We start from the raw sequence: 14,102 nt of genomic DNA on the forward strand, positions 1-14,102 counted from the left end.
GGACGAGGCGTGGGGGGCGTTCTCAGTCCTTGTTGTGCAACCCTTTTGTCCAGGCTTCCATGGCTTCGTTGGCCGGAGCCATGGGTGCTTCGAGGAAGGTGACCACAAATTTGTCGCCCATGTCGGCAATGCCGATGGAGCGCGGACGCACGGCGAGCACCATGGGGTTGGGCAATGCAATGCCGAAGCAAAAAATCACTTCCGCCGCTGCCTTGATCTCCGGGGCAATGGCGCCGCCGATGTTGGTGGTGTGCTCGAAATGGTCGAACACGGCGATGAATTTCACCTTGGGGTTGGAAGCGATCTTTTCCTTGAAGTAGTCGACGACTTCGCCGACCGTGGTGTAACGTGTCTCGGACTTGGAGACTTCGGCAACATAGACAGGGTATTTTTCTTGCAGCAGGGTTTGTTTCATGAGAACTCCGGGGATGATCGCAGTCAGCCGATGGCTGACCTGACGATGAAAGGCTGACCAATTTACTCGGATCAACAGGTCCGCATATCCGCATTGATCAAATTTCGAGCGGAGTGCGCCGACTCAAACCGACTGCAGCGCTTCGAGTTGTTCCCCCAGTTCAAGCCAGCGATCTTCGAGCAGGGCAATGCGCTCGGAGAGGGCGTGGTGCTGTCTGCTGTGCTCCACGCGTTCTGCCGTCGGCAGACCGGGCTGCGCGAGCGCAGCTTCCAGCGCCGTGCGGTCTGCTTCGAGCTGGCGCATTTCGGTCTCGACCTTGTCGAACTCGGCCTTGATCGGCTTGAGCCGCTGCGCACGCTGTTGCCGCTGTTCGGCCTGCTGGCGGCGGGCTTCCTTGCGATCCAGCGAAGTCAGCTCGGGCGCGGGCACGCTCGCCTGCATCTGGGGCTTGGCTTGGGCAGCACTCTGGCGCTGTCGGGTGCGCGCCAGGGCCCATTGCTGGTAGTCGTCGAGGCTGCCGTCGAAGTCCTGCACCTGACCGTCGGCCACCAGCCAGAAGGCATCGCAGGTGGCGCGCAGCAAGGCGCGGTCGTGCGACACCAGCAGCACAGTGCCGGCGAAGTCCTGCAACGCCATGGCCAGCGCCTCGCGTGTGGGGAGATCGAGGTGATTGGTGGGCTCGTCGAGCAGCAGCAGATTGGGCCTGCGCCAGATGACCAGCGCCAGCGCCAGGCGGGCCTTTTCGCCGCCGGAAAAACTGCCGCAGGCGCGCAGCATCATGTCGCCGTCGAACTGATAGCGGCCCAGCCAGTTGCGCCATTCCTGCTCGGACGTGTGCGGCGCCATGTCGCGCGCCAGACGCTGCATGTGCTGCAGCGGCGATTCATCCAGCCGCAGCACATCAACCTCCTGCTGGGCGAAGTAGCCAATCACCAGTCCCTTGCCCTCGATGCGCTGGCCCGACAGCAGAGGAAGCACACCGGCAAGGGTCTTGACCAGGGTGGACTTGCCCTGCCCGTTGGCCCCGAGAATGCCCAGGCGCAGGCCGCCGGTCACGACCTTGCTGACGCCCTTGAGGATGGGGGGAACGCCATAGCCGCAGCACCCGTCATGCAGGGTGAGCAGTTGCTGCGGCAGACTCAGCGGCGCCAGCAGCTCGATGCGCAGGGCGCCGCTGAGATAGACCGGCGCCAGCCGCTCCATGCGCTCGAGCGCCTTCATGCGGCTTTGCGCCTGACGCGCCTTGGTTGCCTTGGCACGGAAGCGCTCGACAAAGCGCGTCAGCCGTGCAATATCTTGCTGCTGCCGGGCAAACGCCGCCTGCTGCTGCATGATTTTTTCAGCGCGCTGTTCCTCGAACAGGGTGTAATTGCCACCGTAGCGGGTGAGCTTGCCGCCGTCGAGATGCACGGTGACGCGGCAGATGGCGTCGAGAAATTCGCGGTCGTGCGAAATGACCAGCAGCAGCCCGGGATAGCGGCTCAGCCACTGCTCCAGCCAGACCAGCGCGTCGAGATCGAGGTGATTGGTCGGCTCGTCGAGCAGCAGGCAGTCGCTCGGTGCGAACAGCGCCTGCGCCAGCGCGAGCCGCATGCGCCAGCCACCAGAAAACTGCTGCACGGGCTTGTGCAATTCCGCCACGCTGAAACCCAGCCCGAGCAGCAAGGCCTCGGCCCGCGCCCGTGCGGTGTAGCCGTCGGCCAGTTCGAACGCATGCTGCGCTTCGCCAAGGTCGTGGCTGGCCGCCTCGTCGTGCTCGGGCGCGCTCATGGCCGCCTGCAGCGCCCGCTGTGCGGCGCACAGGGCCACGTCGCCCTGCAGCACGAAGTCGGTTGCGGTGGCGTTGGTATCGGGCACGTCCTGTGCAACCGTGGCCAGGCGCCAGTTGGCTGGCTTTTCCAGAGTGCCCGCGTCTTCATGCAGCGTGCCGAGCAGCAGCGAAAACAGCGAGGTCTTGCCAGCGCCGTTCACGCCCACCAGACCCACCTTGTCGCCGGGATGCAGGGTGAGGCTGGCGTGGTCGAGCACGACCTGGATGCCCCGGCGCAGCACGATGTCGGTGAGGCGGATCATGCTGCCACTCCGGCTGCAAACGCTGCACGCAAGTCGTCTGCAAGCAGCAGGCAGACGGCCTCGAGGTGAAGTTCGGTCTCGAGCCAGACCGCAGGCAGTTGCGGAAATGCCGCCTCGAACGCCGCGCGCTCGTTGCCCACTTCAAGCACGATCACGCCGTGCGGCGCGAGATGGACTGGCGCCTCGCGCAGGAAACGCCGCACCAGATCCATGCCATCGGCTCCACCGGCCAGCGCCAGCGCGGGCTCATGGCGATATTCCTCGGGCAGCGCCTGCATGCTGGAGGTGGGCACATAGGGCGGGTTGCACAGCACCAGGTCATAGCCTTCGCCCGGCCGGGCGGCGAAAGCGCTCCACAGATCGGAGGCGATGAGCCGGACGCGATCCTGCAGCGCGTAATCGGCGCGGTTGATCTGTGCCACGTCCAGGGCGTCCGGCGAGAGATCGGCGGCGTCCACCTGCGCGTCCTCCCAGGCCAGCGCGGCGAGAATGGCCAGACAGCCCGATCCGGTGCACATGTCCAGCACACGTTGCGGCGGCGCAACAAGCCAGGGATCGAGAGCGCCCTGGTCGAGCAGTTCGGCAATGAAGGAACGCGGCACGATCACCCGCGGATCGACCGTGAACCGCAGTCCAGCCAACCAGGCCTCTCCGAGCAGATAGGCCAGCGGCTGGCGGCTGGCGATGCGCTGTGCGGTGATCTGCTGAATCTGCTGAACCTGGCGATCGGTCAGCGGCTGGGCGGCATGGATGTCGAGCCGATCGGCCTCGGTGGCGGGCAACCCCGCGGCATGCAAGACCAGCCAGGCCGCCTCTTCCTCGGCGCTGGCGCAGCCATGTCCGTAATCCAGTGACGCGGCAGCCAGTGCGTGCGCCGATTCGGCCCACGCGTCGCCCAGTGTCGCCGGGGAAGAGTCGTGCGGCCGCGTGTCCGCAGTGGGGGTCATGCCACCAGCGCCTCGAGGGTGCGGCGGTAAATGTTTTTCAGCGGGTCGAGCGCGCTCACGTCCACCCATTCGTCGATTTTGTGGATGCTGGCGTTGACCGGTCCGAACTCCACGACCTGCGGACAGATCTTGGCGATGAAACGGCCATCGGACGTGCCACCCGTGGTGGAAAGCTGCGCCTGCACACCGGTCTCGGCCCGAATGGCGGCCTGCAAGGCCTCGGACAGCGCACCCGGCGCGGTGAGAAACGGCTCTCCGCCCAATGTCCAGTCGATGGCGTAATCCAGCGCGTGGCGGTCGAGCACCGCATGGACGCGCTGCCGCAATTGTTCCGGCGTGGATTCGGTGGAAAAGCGGAAGTTGAAATCCACCACCACCTCCCCTGGAATGACATTGGTCGCTCCGGTGCCAGCGTGGATGTTGGACATCTGCCAGGACGTCGGCGGGAAGTGGGCATTGCCCGCGTCCCAGGTGATTGCCGCCAGTTCGGCCAGCGCGGGAGCGGCAAGATGGATGGGGTTCCTGGCCAGGTGCGGATAAGCGATATGGCCCTGCACACCCCGCACGGTCAGCCGCCCGGACAGCGAGCCGCGCCGCCCATTCTTGATCACGTCGCCCAGGGTTGCGGTGGAGGTGGGCTCGCCGACGATGCACCAGTCCAGCCGCTGACGGCGGGCGGCCAGCAGCTCGCACACCTTCACCGTGCCGTCGCGCGCAGGGCCCTCTTCATCACTGGTCAGCAGGAAGGCGATTGCGCCCCGGGGTTGCGGATGCGCGGCAAGAAATTCCTCCACGGCCACCACCATCGCGGCCAGCGAGGTTTTCATGTCGGCCGCCCCGCGACCGTACAGCCGCCCCTCGCGCACGGTGGGCACGAACGGGTCGCTGTGCCACTGATCGAGCGGGCCGGTGGGCACGACATCGGTGTGGCCGGCAAACACCAGCACTGAAGCATCGTCTGCCGCGCCCGGACGCAGCGCCCAGAGGTTGGTCACGCGAAAGTCAGGCGGGCCGCTTTCCACCGTCTCGCAGGCAAAGCCCAGTGCGGCCAGACGTGCGCCGATGACCTGCTGGCAGCCCGCATCGCGCGGGGTGACGGAGTGGCGGGAGATGAGATCGTGAACCAGGGTTTGGGTGGGAGACATGCGGCGGTCGTGTGCGCGCTTAACGCGGGGAATCGAGGTCGAGAGTGATCTCGGTGAAGGAAGGGGTGTCGTCTTCGATGGCTTCGGCCGGCGCGGCCTGCTTGCGCAGGGTTGAATCGTTCTCCAGCCTCCAGAGCAGATTGGTGGGAGAGTCGGCATAGGCCAGCGCTTCCTCGCGGCTGACCACGCCATCGACCACCATGGCTGCCAGTGCCTGCTCGAACGTCTGCGAGCCTTCGGCCATGGATTTTTCCATCGCCTCCTTGACCCCGGAGAAATCGCCCTTTTCGATCAGTTCCCGCACCAGCTGGGTGTTGAGCATGATTTCCACCGCTGGCGTCAGCCCTCCGGCACTGGCGCGCAGCAACCGCTGCGAGACGATGCCGCGCAGCCCCGACGCCATGTCGTTGAACAGTGCGGCACGCTGATCCATCGGATAGAAACCGACAATGCGGTTCAGCGCCTGATAGCTGTTGTTGGCGTGCAGCGTGGCCAGGCAAAGGTGGCCAGACAGGGCGTATTGCAGCGCCGCGCTCATGGTCGTCTGGTCGCGGATTTCGCCGATCATGATGCAGTCTGGCGCCTGGCGCAGCGCATTTCTCAGGCCCACAGCGAGCGACTCGGTGTCGATGCCGACCTCGCGCTGATTGACAATGGACTTGCGATTGGAAAACAGGTATTCGATCGGCTCTTCCAGCGTGAGGATGTGGCCGGTCTTGTTGGCATTGCGATAGTCGATCATCGCCGCCAGGGTGGTGCTCTTGCCTGCGCCGGTGGAGCCCACCATCAGCAGCAGGCCGTGCTTTTCCATGACCAGATCGGCCAGCACGCCGGGCAGGTTGAGCGACTCCAGCGCCGGGATTTCTCCCGGGATGAAGCGCACCACCATGGCCACGCTGCCGCGCTGGCGGAACGCGCTGATGCGAAAGCTCCCCAGTCCTGGCCGCGGCAGGCCGATGTTGAGTTCCCCGGTGCGGGTGACCTCCGCCGCCTTCTCGTGCCCCACGGCCTCGGCCAGCAGACGAAACGGCTCTTCTGGGGTCAGCACCTGCCGGTTGACCGCCACCGCGTGACCGTTGATGCGGATGAGAATGGGGGCATGCGGGCTGATGTAGATGTCAGACGCCTTTTTCTCCGCCATCAGCTTGAACAAACGCTCCATTGCCGACATACACCCCCCCTTTGTGATCTGAAACTGCAGTGCGTCGCGCCTGGTTTGCTCAAGTGCGCAACAGTTCGTTGATGCTGGTCTTCGAGCGCGTCTGCGCATCCACCTTTTTCACGATCACCGCGCAATACAGGCTGTACTTGCCGTCGCTGCTGGGCAGATTGCCACTGACCACCACGGAGCCTTCCGGGATGCGGCCATAGCTCACCTCACCCGTGGCACGGTCGTAGATCTTGGTCGATTTGCCGATGTACACGCCCATCGAGATGACGCAGTTGTCCTCGACGATCACGCCTTCCACCACTTCCGAGCGCGCGCCGATGAAGCAGTTGTCGCCAATGATCGTCGGGTTGGCCTGGATGGGTTCCAGCACCCCGCCAATGCCCACGCCACCCGACAGATGCACGTTCTTGCCGATCTGCGCACACGAGCCCACAGTGGCCCAGGTGTCGACCATCGTGCCTTCATCGACATAGGCGCCGATGTTCACATAGGACGGCATCAGCACCACATTGGGCGCGATGTAAGCGCCGTGCCGCGCCACGGCCGGCGGCACCACGCGCACGCCGGTGGCACGCATCTGTTCTTCACTCAGATTGTGAAACTTGGTCTGCACCTTGTCGAAAAAATGCAGATCGCCGGCCTGCATCGACATGTTGTCCTGGAGGCGGAAGCTCAGCAGCACGGCCTTCTTCAGCCACTGGTGCGTCACCCAGTCGCCGTTCACCCGCTCGGCCACGCGCAACTTGCCCACGTTGAGCTGATCGATCACATGGCCGACCGCCTCGCGCAGTTCGGCCGGGGCGCTGGCCGGGCTGTAGCTGGTGCGGTTGTCCCAGGCCTGATCGATGAGAGTCTGCAGTTGTTGCGTCATGGTGAAGTTCACTGTGAGGGGTTGAGATCGGAACAATAAGCGGCAATCCGGCGCGCCGCTTCGGTACATTCATCCACGGAGGCAACCAGCGCCATGCGGATGCGTCCACTGCCCGGGTTGGCGCCGCCCTGCGCGCGCGCCAGGTAACTGCCGGGCAAAACGGTGACATTGTATTTTTCGAGCAGGCCGCGGGCGAACTGCGCGTCATCGCCTGGTGTTGCAGCCCACAGGTAGAACCCGGCGTCCGGCAATTGCACGTCCATCACCGACTGCAGGATGGGGAGCACTGCGGCAAATTTCTCGCGGTACAGCGCGCGGTTGTGCGCGACGTGCGCTTCGTCGTCCCAGGCGACCGCGCTCGCGGCCTGCACCGCCGGATTCATCGCACTGCCGTGATAGGTGCGATAGCGGGTGAAGGCGGCAATGAGCGCAGCATCTCCGGCAACGAAACCCGATCGCAGCCCCGGCACGTTGGAGCGCTTGGACAGGGAAGTGAACATCAACAGATTGCGATAATCCGTCCGCCCCAGTCGCCACGCTGCCTCCAGGCCCCCGAGCGGCGGCTGGTCACCAAACCAGATTTCGGAATAGCACTCATCGCTGGCGATGACAAAGCCGTGCCGGTCGGACAGTTCGAACAGCAGCTTCCACTCCGACAGCGGCATCACCGCGCCAGTCGGGTTGCCCGGGGAGCAGACGTACACCAATTGCGTGTTCTGCCAGACCTCGCTTGGCACCGCCGCCCAGTCCACCGCAAAGTTACGCTGCGCATCCACCGCGGCGAAATACGGCTGCGCCCCGGCCAGCAGCGCTGCCCCCTCGTAGATTTGGTAGAACGGGTTGGGGCAGACCACGGTGGCCGCGTCGCGGCTGGCATCCACCACCGTCTGCGCGATGGCGAACAGCGCCTCGCGCGAGCCGTTGACCGGCAGCACCTGCGTCTGCGCATCCAGGGCAATGCCATAGCGCCGGTGCGCCCACTGCGCGCAGGACTGCCGCAACGCCGTGGTTCCGGCAGTGCTGGGGTACACCGCCAGGCCGTCGAGATGCGCGGTCAGTGCATCGCGGATGAACTGCGGCGTGGGATGCTTGGGCTCGCCGATCCCCAGGCTGATCGCGCGCAACTGCGCAGGCGGAGTGACGCCTTGCGTCAGAACGCGCAATTTTTCAAAGGGATAGGGCTGAAGCAGATCGAGGCGGGGATTCACTTGGATGGACCGTGCGGGCAAGCAGTTGGAGCGGGCATTCTACGAAGGCGCATTCGGAGTGCGTCGCGTTGCCACCGCCGAAAAAAGATGCTCACGCCCCGAATGGCCTGTCATCACCGCGCCGATCGCTGCGTTGTCTTCAGGCAAACGCACCTTTTTCGCCCTGTGACCACTCGCCCGAACTGGCCCACTATGCTATGGATCATGTCTACGCTCTCTCCCCTGTGCGCGTGAGTGACGCCACAGCACCCACCTCCAGCGCACTGAACCGGTTTTGCGCCGAGGTGCGTGTTCGCGCCACACGCGTGGCACTCATCGAGCTTCGCGACGCGGCCATGGCCGCCGACGTGGTGCAGGACAGCCTGCTCAAGCTGGTGAGCCATTACCAGGATCGTCCGCCAGAAGAATGGGCGCCGCTGTTCTACAGCATCCTGCGCAATCGCATCACCGACATGCACCGCAAGCGCAAGGTGGAGAAGATTTTCGATTTTTTCTTCTCCAGCGACGAAGAGGAGGATCAGCCACCCAGTTGGGAATCCGTGGCCGATACCGCGATGGGGCCCGAGGCTGAAGTTGCCAACGGTCAGCTTGCAGGGCGCATTGCCGATGCGATTTCCGCGCTCAGCCCACGCCAGCGCGAGGCGTTTTTGCTCCGCGAAATGGAGGGACTGTCCATCGTGGACACCGCAATGGCGATGAAAGTCAGTGAAGGCAGCGTGAAAACCCACCACATGCGCGCCCTTACCCGTCTGCGGGAATTGCTTGAATCGGACCATCCCGCTAAAGTTTGACTTGCCTGCATCAGGTGACATCATGACCACCCAAAACCACCTCACCCCAGCTCAGATCGACCACTATCGCAGTGGTCTGGCGTCGGCTGAACAGGCCGCGCAAATGGAAATGCACCTCAAGCACTGCCCGCGGTGTCAGGAAGCGCTGCAGTTCGGCCGACGCCTCAGCGCCCAGCTCGGCCCCCTGCCCCAGCTTGCGGCACGTCTGCCCCGGCGCACTCCGCGCGCCGTGCGCTGGCCGCGGGTGTTCGCCGCTGGCATGGCAACCGCCTCCCTGGCGCTGGCGGTGTTCATCAGCGTGCCCCATCTCACCTCGAACGAAGGCAACTATCCCGGCAGCCTCAGCCCGCAGGTCGCGGACGCGGTGCAGAACATCGAGTTCTATCAGTGGCTGTCCAACCATCCGCAGATGCTGCAACAGGGACTTCAAAATGGCAATCCGGCCTGATCGGTTCCATTCCGGGCAAACCCTTGCCCGCAGCCTCCTATCCGTCGCCATTGCGGCGGCCTTGAGCGCAGGGGTGTTCTCGCCAGCGGCACGGGCGAACCAGCGCGATGGTCAGGGTTCGTATCAGCAGTGGGAAAGAATGCCGCCGCAGCAGCGCGATCGCATCCTGCAGGAGCAACAGCGCTTCAAGCGCCTGCCACCCGGCGAGCAGGAACGCCTGCGGCGCGAGTACGAGCAGCAGCACAGGCAGTCACAGTAAAGCGCCCGCCTGCAGGGCGGCGTCAGTGTCCGGCGTGCGGGAAAAACAGGAAAACCTCGCTTCCATCGCGCAGCGCATGTGTGCGCACCCCGTGCGGCAAGGTCAACTTGGTGCGCACATGGCCAAAAGGCAATCCGGTCAGCACGGGCACGCCGTGCGGCTTGAGTTGCGCGCGCAGCCAATCGACAGCGGCATCCAGGTTGTAACCCGCATCATGGGCGCTCAACTTGTATGCCGTGAACTGTCCGAGCAGGACGGCCTTCTGCCGCTGCAACACCCCTGAGTGGAGCAACTGGCTGAACATGCGCTCGATGCTGTAGGGATGCTCGTTCACGTCCTCAAGGAACAGCACGCCGCCAACACGCGGGAGATAGGGGGTGCCGACCAGACTGGCGACCATGGCGAGATTCCCCCCCCAGAGAATGCCTGTGACGTCGAAGCCGCGCGGTGCATCGTCGCAGGCGAACCCCACCGCCTCAAGCGTGCCGTCCGCCGCATCCAGAAAACTGTCGATCGTGATGTCGTCCGGGGTCTTGTCGCCAAAGTCATAGGCGGCCATCGGCCCGCTGAAGGTCACCACTCCGGCCTTGGCGAGCAGGGCCAACTGCAGGGCGGTGAAATCGCTGTGCCCCACCCACATCTGCCTGCGCGTCTTGATGGCCTCGGCCAGCAACGGGTAATCAATGACGGGCAGCAGGCGGCTCAAGCCGTAGCCGCCGCGCGTCATCATCACCACATCAGCCTTGCTGCGCGCAGCATCGTGCAGGGCACGCAGGCGCTGGGCATCCGTGCCAGCAAAACGCTGCACCCGCGCGAAGACCTGCGCCCCGGCGTGCACGCGAAAACCCAGCGCCTCCAGGTGCGCTCTGGCCAGTTCGAGGCGCGCGGCGTCCTGCACTGCACCGGCGGGAGAGACGAGGCGCAGAAGACCGCGCTTCATGTGCTGTTCTGGAATTGAATCGGGTGTCGACATGAACGTGTGCGGAAACAGAGCAGAGACAAGACGCCATTACACCAAGGGCGGCTCGATATCGAGTTCGGTGACTTCGATGCCCGCCAGACACCCGTCGTGCACGGAACCTTGCGGCAACTTCTGCGCCCGGCGACGTTCGCGGAAAAAATCTTGCAGCAAGGCGCTGCACGTGGCCTGCTCGACATCGCCGGTGACGCTGCAGTGGTGATTCAACCGGGGATCGGCAAACAGGTCCACCACACTGCCCGCTGCACCAGTCTTGGGATCACGGGCACCAAACACCACGCGAGCGAGCCGCGCATGCAACAAGGCCATGGCGCACATCGCGCAGGGCTCCAGAGTGACATACAGGGTGCAATCCGGCAGGCGGTAATTGCCCAGCAGGTTTGCTGCCTGGCGCAGGGCGACGATCTCGGCATGCGCGGTGGGATCATGTTCGCCGATCGGCCGGTTGTAGCCGGTGGCAATGACCTGCCCTGCCCGCACGATCACCGCACCGACCGGTACTTCGCCCAGCAGCCAGGCGTTCTGCGCCTGATCGAGCGCCAGGTGCATGAACGCGCGGTCGGCCTCGGAATCTGAAGAAACTTGATTCAGCATATCGGCCTATTCAGGCACGCTGGCCGGACGCGCCTTGAGCGCCTTGTCCAGCGATTGCTTGAACTGCTTGAGCGCCGCCGATGCCGACTGTTCCTGACCGCCCTGCGCGCCCGCCGTCGCGGACTGTGTTGACACACCGACCTGTCCGGTCAACTGCGTGCGCACCAGCCAGACCAGAACAAGCAAAGTGAGCAACAAGCCGATGAGCCCGAACAGCATGCGCATCGCATCACTCCCATTCTATTGTAAACATGGGAAAAATATTCATCAGAAACAATAACTTAAATATTCACACTTGCACAATGCCATGAAAAGTACCATACACCTTCAATTCCCCGCCTTGGACAAGTCACGCCCGGCCAGATGACGAGCCATGGCTTCGTCCAGAGTCTCCCCAGGCTGCCACCCATACAGCTCTCGGATGTTGGTGGTTGTAAAGATCTGTGGAAGGTCGTCACTGGGGCCGTCATCATCAAGAAATGCTGGCTCTTCTGGCTCACACTTGTTCATCTCCGCTCCTTGTGCAGTCCGCTGACGCAGCATCTCAGAATTCATACTTTTCCTTGCGCTGGATGAAGGCATCGCGCCCTCCTTCCAGAATGCTAGCAACTTGATCCCGAATCACCGGCACGTCAATCGACCCTTGTGCCTCTAGCCCAAGGCAGCCCTGATTCTCAGCCGCAGTAAAGACGCCGATCCACTCAGCGTCGCCAAACACAGGGATGTTCGCGTTGTGCGTCGCAAACAGGAATTGCCGACTGGTCTTGGCATCCCTCAGCTCGGTGACGATTCGTTCCGCGATGAAGGCGTTGTCTAGGTTGTCCTCCGGCTGATCCATGAGCAGCGGGTCGGCGTTCTCCAGAAGTAGCATGTGCAATATCGCCGTGCATTGCTGCCCAGTCGATAGTTTGCTTAACGGGCGGAACACCGGGTCAGCCTGACCGTGAGCGACGTTCAGGGAAATGTCTACCCGATGATCCAGCTCCAGTGCCTCTAACTCCATGAGCTGCGATGGCTGGAGCTTGGTCAGCGCCTCGGCCACCATCTGAGTGACACCCCAGTCCAGTTGAACATCGGCCGAACCATTCTGGATCGACTGAGCCAACGACAAAGGGCTGATCGTCTCAGCCTCTTCGATCCACGCCAATCGCTTTTCCCCAACGCCTTCCAGCTTACACCCCAGCAGGAAGTTCAGCAGCGGAGAGCGATCGGCCTCCGGCACGATCTCGATCTTGAGTTTGCCTTCAAGTCGCTTGTTCAGGCGCTTTGCGGCCTTCTGCAGGGCCTGAATGCGCTGCCCTCGTAGGTCGGACAGCTCGGCCAACAGGTTGCGCCGCTCTTGCCTCAAGGTGTTGCCTTGACCCTCGTGCGTTGACAGCTTTGCCTTCATTGGCTTGATGCGCTCGATGTCACCCATAAGCCGTTGATAGGCAGCACCGACTTCCTGCCCACTTTTACCCGCTGCCGAAGGAAGCGTCCGAAGCGCCTTCTCCAGTTCGGCCTCATGCCCTTGGATGGCCTGCTGCCAAGCCTCTTGCTGAGCAGTGAGCTGGCCTGACGCCTCATCCAACAAAGCCGTCATGGCTGTCAGATGGCCTGTGAAGCCTTGGCTGACCCCCTCCAGCGTCGTGCGCACCGCAACCAACTGGGCTACATCGGGCAGCCCCTCGAGGGCTTCATCGTTGATGAAGGCGAGGTCGGGCAGGCTGTCGCAAAAATCGGCAAGGGCATCCCGCAGAGACTGCACGCTCTCCGTGGCACTCTTGGCAATCTCCCGCTCTCTGGCGAGCAGAGAGGTCTTGGCCAGCTTCTCCTTGATGCCCAGTTCTTCAAACCCGCGTAGCTGCTCTTCCAACTTCGGTAGGCGATCCACCTGCGCCTTCACGTCATCGAGGTCGGACAAGGACTTCACGAGCTTCCGCTGGTTCTCGGTCAAGCGGCGGTGAACGTCAGCGCTCTTCGTCTCATAGTCCCCGTCCTGTGGAAGGAAGCGATCCAGCAACTGCACCCGGCTGGTTTCGTCCTGAGCCAGCTCGTAAATCTCGTTCTGCCCATAAATGTCGATGCCGGGCAGCAAGTCTCTCGGGAGAAGGGTGGAAACGTTGCCGCCCAAGTCACGAACAATCGGCGGTTCACCATAACGCCGTGAGACTGTGTACTGCTTGCCGTTCTGAGATGACGACACCACCACCAGCTCCAATCGGCCCGCCGCGCGGCCAAGGTTCTCCTTGATGATCTCCTGATGGAGCTTCAAGGCTTGCTTGCCCTTGGGTGGAAAGTCCAAGGCATAGCGCAGACATTCGAGCAAGGTCGATTTACCTGTCCCTCGACCGCCGATGACCGTGTTGAGGTGATCGGAGAAGTCCACGCGGACGCCATCCAGGTAGCCACCCGTGACCGTCATGCGGAGCACCTTGCCAATCGGGCTTTCGGCCTGCTGCGAGTTCAAGCGGATGCGCGACCCTGGGTCAAGGAAGGCCACCTTGAACGCCGCAAAGTTGGGCCGCGTCATCTTGATGAGGCAAGTGGCTCCCGGCTGCTCCAAGTCTTCCGGCTTGGCGACATCTTTGGCATTGATGACAGCTATGGGCCGCTCGCGGCGATAGGCATCGTCCTTGTTCAGCAGCACCTTGCGGTAGAAATCGCTTTCCACCCCCGCCAAGTCATCTACCGCCCCCGGAATCTGGGCCGAGCGCAGCTTGGGTAGCTTCCATACATGATTGAGCCGGTTCTTCAGGAGGCCACTGTCCTGCGTGCAATGCGCAGCGTAGATGAAGCCGCCAAGCTGATCGACCTTCTCGATCAACTGCTCGGAACTCAATCGAGACGGGCGGACACCATCTGCAGGGTCAAGCAGGTCGAGATTGCCAAGGTAGCGCTCGAGCTGCTGTCCTGTCGTTTCCTCGGAAAACAGGCAGACATAATGGGTCTTGTCGTTCGAGGCGATCTCAAAGCCGGGGAACACCACAATCCCGTGCGGTTGAAGCATCTCACGCAACGCATCGACGCTAGCCACGCTGCCGTGGTCGGCCAAGCCGACTACCGTAATGCCCAGCTCAAGGCATTTCTGGAGGAGTGCTTGGTTGTACCCCGCCTCATCCAGCCCGTGATCGGCTCCTCGATAGGTACCGTTGTAACCGACGGGATTGACCTGGAGCGCGCAGCGCCAGAATTTCGCATAGGTGTACTGATCGCTCATGC

General features: G+C 63.1%; 14 protein-coding genes. 3 read left to right on the forward strand and 11 right to left on the reverse strand.

Going from position 1 to position 14,102, the window contains the following annotated elements; genetic code table 11:
- Positions 1 to 22: 22 nt before the first annotated feature.
- The 7 genes from AC1ZQA_RS10065 to dapC form a co-directional block, all read right to left on the reverse strand.
- Positions 23 to 415, reverse strand: a complete 393-nt coding sequence (locus tag AC1ZQA_RS10065; protein WP_482676835.1) for a DUF6858 family protein — start codon at positions 413 to 415, stop codon at positions 23 to 25.
- Between the two features lie 123 nt (positions 416 to 538).
- Positions 539 to 2,488 carry an ABC-F family ATP-binding cassette domain-containing protein gene (locus AC1ZQA_RS10070; protein WP_482676836.1) on the reverse strand — a complete coding sequence of 650 codons (1,950 nt, stop codon included), beginning with the start codon at positions 2,486 to 2,488 and terminating at the stop codon, positions 539 to 541.
- Positions 2,485 to 3,435 carry a 50S ribosomal protein L3 N(5)-glutamine methyltransferase gene (prmB, locus tag AC1ZQA_RS10075; RefSeq protein WP_482676837.1) on the reverse strand — a complete coding sequence of 317 codons (951 nt, stop codon included), beginning with the start codon at positions 3,433 to 3,435 and terminating at the stop codon, positions 2,485 to 2,487. The genes AC1ZQA_RS10070 and prmB overlap by 4 nt, the downstream gene beginning before the upstream one ends.
- Positions 3,432 to 4,580 (reverse strand): succinyl-diaminopimelate desuccinylase, encoded by a 1,149-nt coding sequence (gene dapE / locus AC1ZQA_RS10080; RefSeq protein ID WP_482676838.1) that lies wholly within the window; start codon positions 4,578 to 4,580, stop codon positions 3,432 to 3,434. Before dapE ends, prmB begins: the two co-directional genes overlap by 4 nt.
- A gap of 19 nt (positions 4,581 to 4,599) precedes the next feature.
- On the reverse strand, positions 4,600 to 5,751 hold the full coding sequence (locus tag AC1ZQA_RS10085) for a PilT/PilU family type 4a pilus ATPase (RefSeq protein ID WP_482676839.1): 1,152 nt from the start codon (positions 5,749 to 5,751) through the stop codon (positions 4,600 to 4,602).
- 49 nt (positions 5,752 to 5,800) lie between these two features.
- The gene (gene dapD / locus AC1ZQA_RS10090; protein ID WP_482676840.1) at positions 5,801 to 6,622 is read right to left on the reverse strand and encodes a 2,3,4,5-tetrahydropyridine-2,6-dicarboxylate N-succinyltransferase; all 822 of its coding nucleotides are present in this window, start codon (positions 6,620 to 6,622) and stop codon (positions 5,801 to 5,803) included.
- An 8-nt stretch (positions 6,623 to 6,630) separates the two neighbouring features.
- Entirely contained in the window at positions 6,631 to 7,830 is a 1,200-nt protein-coding gene (gene dapC / locus AC1ZQA_RS10095; protein WP_482676841.1) for a succinyldiaminopimelate transaminase, read from the reverse strand.
- A gap of 230 nt (positions 7,831 to 8,060) precedes the next feature.
- Between dapC and AC1ZQA_RS10100 the strand changes: the two genes are divergently transcribed.
- Genes AC1ZQA_RS10100 through AC1ZQA_RS10110 form a run of 3 tightly spaced genes read left to right on the forward strand, consistent with a single transcriptional unit; the run spans position 8,061 to position 9,328 of the window.
- Complete coding sequence (locus tag AC1ZQA_RS10100) at positions 8,061 to 8,621, forward strand: RNA polymerase sigma factor (RefSeq protein WP_482676842.1); 561 nt, start codon at positions 8,061 to 8,063, stop codon at positions 8,619 to 8,621.
- 22 nt (positions 8,622 to 8,643) lie between these two features.
- Positions 8,644 to 9,069, forward strand: coding sequence for an anti-sigma factor family protein (locus AC1ZQA_RS10105; RefSeq protein ID WP_482676843.1), 426 nt, complete (start codon positions 8,644 to 8,646; stop codon positions 9,067 to 9,069).
- A complete protein-coding gene (locus AC1ZQA_RS10110; protein WP_482676844.1) occupies positions 9,053 to 9,328 on the forward strand; it encodes a DUF3106 domain-containing protein in 276 nt (91 codons plus the stop codon). Before AC1ZQA_RS10105 ends, AC1ZQA_RS10110 begins: the two co-directional genes overlap by 17 nt.
- Before the next feature lie 22 nt (positions 9,329 to 9,350).
- Here AC1ZQA_RS10110 and AC1ZQA_RS10115 read toward each other — a convergent pair whose 3' ends face one another.
- From AC1ZQA_RS10115 to AC1ZQA_RS10130, 4 genes are all read right to left on the reverse strand, one after another.
- Positions 9,351 to 10,268, reverse strand: a complete 918-nt coding sequence (locus tag AC1ZQA_RS10115; RefSeq protein ID WP_482676845.1) for an LD-carboxypeptidase — start codon at positions 10,266 to 10,268, stop codon at positions 9,351 to 9,353.
- A 69-nt stretch (positions 10,269 to 10,337) separates the two neighbouring features.
- Complete coding sequence (gene tadA, locus AC1ZQA_RS10120; protein WP_482676846.1) at positions 10,338 to 10,901, reverse strand: tRNA adenosine(34) deaminase TadA; 564 nt, start codon at positions 10,899 to 10,901, stop codon at positions 10,338 to 10,340.
- Positions 10,902 to 10,907: 6 nt separating this feature from the next.
- A complete protein-coding gene (locus AC1ZQA_RS10125; RefSeq protein WP_482676847.1) occupies positions 10,908 to 11,126 on the reverse strand; it encodes a hypothetical protein in 219 nt (72 codons plus the stop codon).
- A 319-nt stretch (positions 11,127 to 11,445) separates the two neighbouring features.
- Complete coding sequence (locus tag AC1ZQA_RS10130; RefSeq protein ID WP_482676848.1) at positions 11,446 to 14,100, reverse strand: TrlF family AAA-like ATPase; 2,655 nt, start codon at positions 14,098 to 14,100, stop codon at positions 11,446 to 11,448.
- Positions 14,101 to 14,102 lie beyond the last annotated feature (2 nt).

The sequence above is a fragment of the Thiomonas sp. DCM-2 genome, assembly GCF_056820905.1.

Bases quoted from the DNA above. Each gene is read 5' to 3' on its own strand.
- AC1ZQA_RS10065 (WP_482676835.1), bottom strand. From the start codon at position 415: ATGAAACAAACCCTGCTGCAAGAAAAATACCCTGTCTATGTTGCCGAA.
- AC1ZQA_RS10070 (WP_482676836.1), bottom strand. From the start codon at position 2,488: ATGATCCGCCTCACCGACATCGTGCTGCGCCGGGGCATCCAGGTCGTG.
- prmB (WP_482676837.1), bottom strand. From the start codon at position 3,435: ATGACCCCCACTGCGGACACGCGGCCGCACGACTCTTCCCCGGCGACA.
- dapE (WP_482676838.1), bottom strand. From the start codon at position 4,580: ATGTCTCCCACCCAAACCCTGGTTCACGATCTCATCTCCCGCCACTCC.
- AC1ZQA_RS10085 (WP_482676839.1), bottom strand. From the start codon at position 5,751: ATGTCGGCAATGGAGCGTTTGTTCAAGCTGATGGCGGAGAAAAAGGCG.
- dapD (WP_482676840.1), bottom strand. From the start codon at position 6,622: ATGACGCAACAACTGCAGACTCTCATCGATCAGGCCTGGGACAACCGC.
- AC1ZQA_RS10105 (WP_482676843.1), top strand. From the start codon at position 8,644: ATGACCACCCAAAACCACCTCACCCCAGCTCAGATCGACCACTATCGC.
- AC1ZQA_RS10110 (WP_482676844.1), top strand. From the start codon at position 9,053: ATGGCAATCCGGCCTGATCGGTTCCATTCCGGGCAAACCCTTGCCCGC.
- AC1ZQA_RS10115 (WP_482676845.1), bottom strand. From the start codon at position 10,268: ATGAAGCGCGGTCTTCTGCGCCTCGTCTCTCCCGCCGGTGCAGTGCAG.
- tadA (WP_482676846.1), bottom strand. From the start codon at position 10,901: ATGCTGAATCAAGTTTCTTCAGATTCCGAGGCCGACCGCGCGTTCATG.
- AC1ZQA_RS10125 (WP_482676847.1), bottom strand. From the start codon at position 11,126: ATGCGCATGCTGTTCGGGCTCATCGGCTTGTTGCTCACTTTGCTTGTT.
- AC1ZQA_RS10130 (WP_482676848.1), bottom strand. From the start codon at position 14,100: ATGAGCGATCAGTACACCTATGCGAAATTCTGGCGCTGCGCGCTCCAG.